The following is a 7,687-nucleotide window of genomic DNA, read 5'->3' as shown; positions in this document are numbered from 1 at the left end:
CATAGAGCTCAATATTATGTACAAGATGAAAAAGGAGCTACCTTCTTAGAAAAAGCTTTGAAGTTTGGAAACAAGTATCAAGAGAGTCAAAATTCCTCTCAAGTTTCTTTGTTTGGAGAGGCCTCTGCTATTACCTTTCCTGAACCCGATATTCCAGGTTGTGATACTTGGGGAACGATGGAGTTGTTGGCGAGAGAAAAGGAGGTAACAGGAATGTATATTTCTGCGCATCCATTGGATGATTTTAAAAATGAAATGCGTTTTTGTAATACAACGCTTTCTGCTTTTAAAGGAGATTTGACAAAATATTTAGGCCATAAATTAAGTATTGGTGCTATCCTGACAGGAGTGGAGCATCGTGTTTCAAAAATGGGGAAAGGATGGGCAACTTTTATCGTAGAAGACTATGGTGATAGCCATGAGTTTAGGGTTTTTGGAAATGAATATTTACAATTCAGACCCTTTTTAACTGAAAATACATTTTTGTATATCAACGCTGTTTTACAACCTGGTTGGACTAATAAGGAAACAGGTGTGCAAGGAGAACCTCGATTGAAGTTTACTAATTTTATGTTGCTGCATGATGTTATGGATGAGAAGTGTGAGAAAATCACGGTTCAATTAAATATGAATGAGGTTACAGAAGAGTATGTTCGTTTTTTACATGAAGTGTTGTCGGATTATTCCATTGCAGGAAAACAAAAATTATCCTTTACCATCAGAGAACAAAAAGAAAAGATTGATTTGACCATGCCAAGCAGAGGGATGAAAATTAATGCCTCTCCTGAGTTTTTTAGTCGTATGGAAAAAGAAAATATTCGATATAAAATTAATTAAGATAGTTTTTAGGGATTGGTTTTTGGTGGTTAGGGGAATAATTAATTTAACCAACTACCAACTACCAACTACCAACTACCAACTACCAACTACCAACACTCAGCTAAATGTCAGGAATTTATATTCACATCCCTTTTTGTAAACAAGCATGTCATTATTGTGATTTTCATTTTTCTACTTCTTTGAAAAATAAAGAGGCTATGTTGGGGGCAATTCAGCAAGAATTGATTCAAAGATCGGATGATTTTAAAAAAGATGTCATCGAGACTATTTATTTTGGTGGAGGAACACCAAGTTTGTTGTCGCAGCAAGAAATTGATGCGCTACTGGAGGTGGTCTACTCTTATTTTGAAGTTGTGAAAACACCAGAAATTACTTTAGAAGCCAATCCGGACGATTTAAATTCTGAAACCATCAAAGAACTAGCTCAATCCAAAGTGAATCGTTTGAGCATTGGTGTGCAATCCTTTTTTGAGGCTGATTTGAAAATGATGAATAGAGCTCACAATGCAAAAGAGGCCAAAACTTGTTTGCAGGAAGCTTCCAAGTATTTTGATAATATTACGGTGGATTTAATTTATGGGATTCCGGGTTTGACAGAAGAAAGGTGGCTAGAAAATATGGAAACTGTATTTAGTTTGGGGATCAATCACATTTCTTGCTATGCTTTGACGGTTGAGGAAAAAACAGCTTTGGCTAGTTTTATCAAAAAGAAAATATATCCTCCTTTAGATGAAGAATTGGCATTGAAGCATTTCAATATGTTAGTGTCAGAAGCAAAAGAGAAAGGATTTGTCCATTATGAAATTTCAAATTTCGGAAAGCCGAATTATTTCTCTAAACATAATACATCTTATTGGAAAGGAGAGCGTTATTTGGGGGTAGGACCTTCGGCACATTCTTATTATGATCAAAAACGTTTTTGGAACGTCGCAAATAATGCGAAATATATAAAAGCATTAGAGAGTGGAGAGTCTTATTTTGAAATGGAAAATTTGTCCATATACGATCGTTTTAACGAGAGTGTTATGATTGGGTTACGAACAATTTATGGAGTAGATTTGCAAAAAATAAAAAAGGATTTTGGGCAGGAATTTTATAATTATCTTTTAAAACATACTGATGTTTTTATAAAAGATGCTATCTTAGAAATAAAAACTGATATTTTGAAGACAACAGAAAAAGGAAAGTTTTTAGCAGATGGAATTGCGTCTCAATTGTTTTTTATTAAAGATTAAATTGTAAGTAAAGACGATTGACTAAGACAAAATGTTTGTTGCTGAATTGTTATGAGATATTTAAAAAAGAACGTACATAGAATAAAAACCGCTCTAAAAAAGGGATTGACACCTCATCAGTTAGCTTTGAGTATATCCTTAGCAGTTATGTTAACGCTTTTTCCTATTTATGGAATTACGATTTTAATTTTCACCTTGATTACAGTTCCGTTACGACTGAACTTGAGTATTATGATTGCCGTGAATTTTTTGATTGAACCCTTGCGGTTTATTTTATTTATCCCTCTCATGAAAATTGGTTTAGAAATTATGGGAGAAACTGTGGTGCCATTTACTTTTGAAACGCTTCAAAGAAGTTTTGATACGAGCTTTTGGAAAACACTTGAGTCGTTTTCTAAAGCTTTTTTACATGCCTTTATTGGGTGGGTTTCTGTTGTGATTCCTATGGCTTGTGTTTTGTATTTTAGTTTGAGGGCTATTTTTACACAAGCTAAAAAAAAGAAAGCAAGCTTAGGATATTAATTTTATATGTTTCATTTTTACCTGAGAATCAAACCGAATTTTTCCAATGAATGTAGAAAGATTAAGAGATTATTGTTTGTCTAAACCACATGTTACTGAAGGTTTTCCTTTTGATGAGGTAACTCTTGTGTTTAAAGTGGCTGGCAAAATGTTTGCATTGACAGGATTGGAGCGGTTGCCTGCTTCGGTAAATTTAAAATGCAATCCAGAGAAATCTCTTGATTTACAGGAATCTTACGAACAGATAAAGCCTGGGTATCACATGAATAAAAAACATTGGATTACCGTTGAATACTCGGATTTACAAGATTCTTTTTTTTATGAATTAGTGGATCATTCTTATGCGTTAGTGGTGAAAAGTTTGACCAAAAAGTTGCGCAATGAACTTAATTTGTAGTAGTTGAAATTATTAACTTAAGTTCTGATTATATTAAGATGTTTTTAATACTTTTAAAACATAATTTAAAAGAGTACGCTTGTGTTTTGGTATCATGAAGATTTAGAAAGGTTGGAGAGAGAAATAGCATCATCTTTGGAGGAAGATCCAAAAATGGTTTTTTATGGGAGTTCTTCATTTACACTTTGGAACGATTTGACAGAGATTTTCAAAGAATACAAACCCATAAATTTAGGTTTTGGAGGTTCTACTTTAGGAGCTTGTACTTGGTTTTTTGACCGTGTATTTGAAAATATTAAAAAACCGGAGGCAATTGTTGTGTATGCAGGAGATAATGATCTAGGGGATAACAGACATCCTGAAGAGGTGGTGTTGTTTTTTGAGAATCTTTTGGCTAAAATAAGAGAGAAGTATGGTAATATTCCTTGTACGTATATTTCAATAAAACCCAGTATTAGCAGATGGTATTTGTCGGATAGTATTCGGTATACAAATAGTAATATCAAAGAGCTTTGTTTAAAGGATGAAAATTTTCATTTTGTAAATATTTATGAAGATATGTTGGACGCCAATGGGTATCCAGACGGGAAGTATTTTGTGGAAGATGGATTGCATTTGAGCAAGAAAGGTTATAGACTTTGGGCTCAAAAAATGAAAGAGAAAAAAGAGATATTCCCAGAAAAAATTAAAGTTAAAATGTGATGTATTAATATTTTTCTTGAAATATGTTATGAAAAGAGAATATCATAAGTGGTATAGTCCTAATTTAGAAAAAGAAATGGAGTTGCTAATATTTGGTCACTCTGGTACCAAAGTTCTTTTTTTTCCTCCAAGAATGGGGCGTTTTTACGATTATGAAAACTGGAATGTTGTAGAATCTTTGTCCGATAAAATAGAAAAAGGGTATTTACAATTATATTGCGTAGACAGTGTAGATTTAGAATCTTTCTATAATAATTTTAGTCACCCAGGATATAGAATATTTAGGCATACACAGTATGAAAAATATATCATTCGAGAAGTAGTTCCGTTAAGCGAAAAAATAAATCCTCATCATCATTTAATTTCTGCAGGTTGCAGTTTAGGGGCGTATCATGCGGTAAATATTGCCATGAGACATCCGCATTTATTTTGCAAGGTTGTAGGAATGAGTGGACGATATGATTTGACCGAATCCAAAGGATATTTCCAAGATTTATTAAGTGGTTATCATGATACTGAAGTCTATTTTAATATGCCAAACCAGTATTTGAAAAATCTTCACGATCCTCAAATTTTGAATGAATTAAGAAGAATGGATATAGTACTGGCTATAGGGAAGGAGGATTTGTTTTTAGCAAGTAATTTTTTACTGAGTGGAATTTTAAAATCTAAAGGCATCAGTCACTCTTTGTATGAATGGGGTGAAGAAGCTCATAAAGCAAGGTATTGGCGAAAAATGGTTAAGATTTATATTTGATGTTTTTTTGCATGAGGGATAGCAATGGCATCCTTTTTATTTTTAACCGGTGGTTGAGCTTGTCGAAATCCTGGTTAAAAATAAAAAGATAGAATGTATAGCCCGACCCGAAGGGGAATGCCCAACAAGTTAACGCGATAATTCAGTAAAATATTTATAGAATAATGGAATGGTTTCGATTCCTTTTAGGAAATTGAAAACTCCGAAATGTTCGTTTGGAGAATGTATGGCATCACTGTCCAATCCAAACCCCATTAGTATAGACTTGCTATTCAATTCGTTTTCAAATAAGGCAACTATGGGAATGCTTCCTCCGGATCTTTGAGGGATTGGAGTTGTGTTAAATGTTTCTTGGTATGCTTTTTTTGCAGCTTGATAGCCTATAGAGTCGATGGGTGTTACATAAGGGTGTCCTCCATGATGTGAGGTCACCTTTACTGAAACAGATTTAGGCGCTAAACTTTTAAAATAACTGGAAAAGAGTTCGGAAATTTGTTCATGATCTTGACCAGGTACCAAACGCATTGAGATTTTTGCATGAGCTTCAGATGGAATGACGGTTTTTGCACCTTCACCAATATATCCGCCCCAAATACCATTCACGTCTAGGGTGGGTCTGATAGAATTTCTTTCATTGGTGGTGTATCCTGTTTCACCCTGTACTTCCTTTATTTCTAGTGCATTTTTATAGTCATTCAATGAAAAGGGAGCTTTGGCCATTTCTTGTCTTTCTTCAGAGGAAAGCTCTTCTACATTGTTATAGAAACCAGGAATGGTGATTTTGTTATCCGAATCCTGAAGCTTTGAAATCATTTGTGTTAAAATATTGATAGGATTGGCTACAGCACCTCCATATAAGCCCGAATGTAAATCTCTATTTGGTCCGGTTACTGTAACTTCCATATAAGATAGTCCTCTCAAACCTGTGGTAATAGAAGGTTGTGAGTTGGAAATCATGCCAGTATCGGAGATTAAAATAATGTCATTTTTAAGTTTATCCGTATGTTCCTTAACAAACCATTCTAAACTTGGAGATCCAATTTCTTCTTCTCCTTCAATCATAAACTTTACATTACAGGGCAATTCATTGTTTTGAATCATGTATTCAAATGCCTTGATGTGCATAAACATCTGACCTTTGTCGTCGCATGCCCCTCTAGCAAAAATAGCTCCTTCCGGATGTATCTCAGTAGTTTTGATAATTGGGTCAAAAGGAGGGGAGGTCCATAGCCCTATCGGGTCTGCAGGTTGCACATCATAATGACCATAGACAAGAATAGTAGGCAATTGAGTGTCTATAATTTTTTCGCCATAAACAACAGGATAACCAGGTGTTTCACAAACTTCCATGTTTTCACAACCTGCTTTTTCAAGTTGTTTTTTTACAAGCTCTGCAGTGTCTAAAACATCTTGGTTGTAGGCCGTATCTGCACTTATAGAAGGAAGTTTTAAAAGATCGAATAATTCAGAGATAAATCTATCTTTTTGGTTATCAATGTATTGTTTTCTGTTTTTCATAGACTCAAAAAAAATGTTTCTCAAAAATAAGAAAAAAGAAGCGAACCGCTTTGAAGTTTACTAGTATTGTGTATATTTGCATTCGCAATTATGCTGCAGGCGTGGTGGAATTGGTAGACACGCTAGACTTAGGATCTAGTGCCGCGAGGTGTGAGAGTTCGAGTCTCTCCGCCTGTACAAATAAAAGCTTCTCTATTTAGAGAAGCTTTTTTAGTTTGTAGTTTTTTAAAAACAGTTTTTTTTCGAGTATCAGACAATTTATAGGGCAATTGTTGATTGTTTGAAAGAACTGACTACCTTCTCATTTCTGTCAGATAATTTTTATTTAAAATAAATGGGTAGTTAGAATATGTTAGTTGATTTTAATGCTTTTTGAAAAATAATAGTCTAAGAACTTAGTTTTTAGATGGCTAAAATTTAAGTTGGATTTCGTGTAAATAAAAAAAACTTTCAAGAAATCTTGAGAGTTTTTTAGTAGCGTGATGCGGAATTGAACCGCTGTCCGCCTAAGGCGGATATGAATCTTCCACTTCAAAGTTTTAAGGATTTGATGAACTCTCTTCCTTTGCCAGATTTTAGAAATTTTTCTCTTTTTAGAGCATCACTTTTAGTGGTGTAAAATTCAAGATGTATTACCTTCCAAGGTCTGTATTTTACAGTAAATCCTTTCGTTCCTAATTTATTATGAGAATAAATTCGATTAATAAGGTTAGATGTGAATCCAGTATAATGGATATTATGTTTTTCTGAAAATAATATGTAGACAACAAATTCCATAATGTTCTAAAAATACAAAACCCCCTAAAATAAATTAGGGGGTTTTTTAGTAGCGTGATGCGGAATTGAACCGCAGACCTCCGGGTTATGAATCCGACGCTCTAACCATCTGAGCTACCACGCCATTTGCGGGTGCAAATATAGAATAAATTTGAGTTACTGCAAGGAAAAAATAAAAAAATATCACCTTTTAAAATTATTTTTTTTTGTTGAAAAAATACCATACATTGTGAGCATAACACTAAGAAATATGAGTAAAATTAAATTTGAATTAGAGTTTCCAATTCATGCTTCACCAACAATGTTGTATCAGTACTTTTCTTCGCCATCTGCGTTGGGAGAATGGTTTGCTGATAATGTAAACTCAAGAGGGCCTATGTATACATTTATATGGGATGGTGCTGAGGAGCAGGCAAAACGTTTGGTTGATAAAACGGATGAAAGAACAAGATATAAATGGATAGAAGATGAGGATCCAGACTCTTATTTTGAGTTTAAAATTCAGATTGATGCGATTACAAAAGATGTTTCTTTGATCGTGACAGATTTTGCTGATGAAGATGAAATGGATGAAGCTAAATTACTTTGGGAAAATCAAATTGGAGATTTAAAATCAACAATCGGAGCCTAAACGAATTTTGATAAAAATATTAACGCTTTGAACTTCTGTTCAAGGCGTTTTTTTTGTTTAAATTTGTCGCTCTAAAAAATAGAATAATGGTTAATTATAACGGTGCACTTATAGAAAAGGAAACTTTTCATTTATCAAAAAACAATAGAGGGTTTGCCTATGGTGATTCTTTGTTTGAAACGATAAGAATTGAGAATGGGGAAATTTACTTTTTAGAAGATCATTATTTTAGATTGATGGCATCTATGCGTATGATACGTATGGAAATACCGATGAAGTTGACATTGGATTATTTGGAAAAACAAATT

The 7,687-nt window shown here is 33.8% G+C and carries 9 protein-coding genes, 2 tRNA genes and 1 pseudogene; 9 read left to right on the top strand and 3 right to left on the bottom strand.

The genetic code is table 11. From position 1 onward, the window contains the following. The 6 genes and pseudogenes from P8H68_RS04465 to P8H68_RS04440 form a co-directional block, all read left to right on the top strand. Positions 1-837: pseudogene (locus P8H68_RS04465) on the top strand (DNA polymerase III subunit alpha); the annotation flags it as partial. A 107-nt stretch (positions 838-944) separates the two neighbouring features. After that, positions 945-2,075 (top strand): radical SAM family heme chaperone HemW, encoded by a 1,131-nt coding sequence (gene hemW / locus P8H68_RS04460; RefSeq protein WP_300322136.1) that lies wholly within the window; start codon positions 945-947, stop codon positions 2,073-2,075. Positions 2,076-2,126: 51 nt separating this feature from the next. Further along, positions 2,127-2,597, top strand: coding sequence for a DUF2062 domain-containing protein (locus P8H68_RS04455; protein ID WP_300322135.1), 471 nt, complete (start codon positions 2,127-2,129; stop codon positions 2,595-2,597). 46 nt (positions 2,598-2,643) lie between these two features. Beyond that, positions 2,644-2,994: an MmcQ/YjbR family DNA-binding protein gene (locus tag P8H68_RS04450; RefSeq protein WP_300322133.1), complete on the top strand. Its 351-nt coding sequence runs from the start codon at positions 2,644-2,646 to the stop codon at positions 2,992-2,994. A gap of 81 nt (positions 2,995-3,075) precedes the next feature. Further along, on the top strand, positions 3,076-3,696 hold the full coding sequence (locus P8H68_RS04445) for a GDSL-type esterase/lipase family protein (protein WP_300322132.1): 621 nt from the start codon (positions 3,076-3,078) through the stop codon (positions 3,694-3,696). Between the two features lie 28 nt (positions 3,697-3,724). Continuing rightward, positions 3,725-4,453, top strand: a complete 729-nt coding sequence (locus P8H68_RS04440) for an alpha/beta hydrolase-fold protein (RefSeq protein ID WP_300322131.1) — start codon at positions 3,725-3,727, stop codon at positions 4,451-4,453. Between the two features lie 129 nt (positions 4,454-4,582). Here P8H68_RS04440 and P8H68_RS04435 read toward each other — a convergent pair whose 3' ends face one another. Beyond that, complete coding sequence (locus tag P8H68_RS04435) at positions 4,583-5,971, bottom strand: dipeptidase (protein WP_300322129.1); 1,389 nt, start codon at positions 5,969-5,971, stop codon at positions 4,583-4,585. 95 nt (positions 5,972-6,066) lie between these two features. On the opposite strand from P8H68_RS04435, the gene P8H68_RS04430 reads away from it, so the two are divergent. Next, a tRNA-Leu gene (locus tag P8H68_RS04430) sits at positions 6,067-6,148 on the top strand. A gap of 354 nt (positions 6,149-6,502) precedes the next feature. Here P8H68_RS04430 and P8H68_RS04425 read toward each other — a convergent pair. Then, positions 6,503-6,748, bottom strand: coding sequence for a GIY-YIG nuclease family protein (locus tag P8H68_RS04425; protein ID WP_300322127.1), 246 nt, complete (start codon positions 6,746-6,748; stop codon positions 6,503-6,505). Positions 6,749-6,798: 50 nt separating this feature from the next. Then, positions 6,799-6,872 (bottom strand) — tRNA-Met (locus P8H68_RS04420). Between the two features lie 126 nt (positions 6,873-6,998). Here P8H68_RS04420 and P8H68_RS04415 point away from each other — a divergent pair. Next, positions 6,999-7,379 carry an START-like domain-containing protein gene (locus P8H68_RS04415; protein ID WP_300322125.1) on the top strand — a complete coding sequence of 127 codons (381 nt, stop codon included), beginning with the start codon at positions 6,999-7,001 and terminating at the stop codon, positions 7,377-7,379. An 86-nt stretch (positions 7,380-7,465) separates the two neighbouring features. Further along, positions 7,466-7,687: aminotransferase class IV (locus P8H68_RS04410; protein WP_300322123.1), on the top strand; the 222-nt coding region annotated here is incomplete at its 3' end.

The sequence above is a fragment of the Flavicella sp. genome, from assembly GCF_029238425.1.
Taxonomy (GTDB): domain Bacteria; phylum Bacteroidota; class Bacteroidia; order Flavobacteriales; family Flavobacteriaceae; genus Flavicella.
This window is presented reverse-complemented; position numbering and strand designations above follow the sequence as displayed.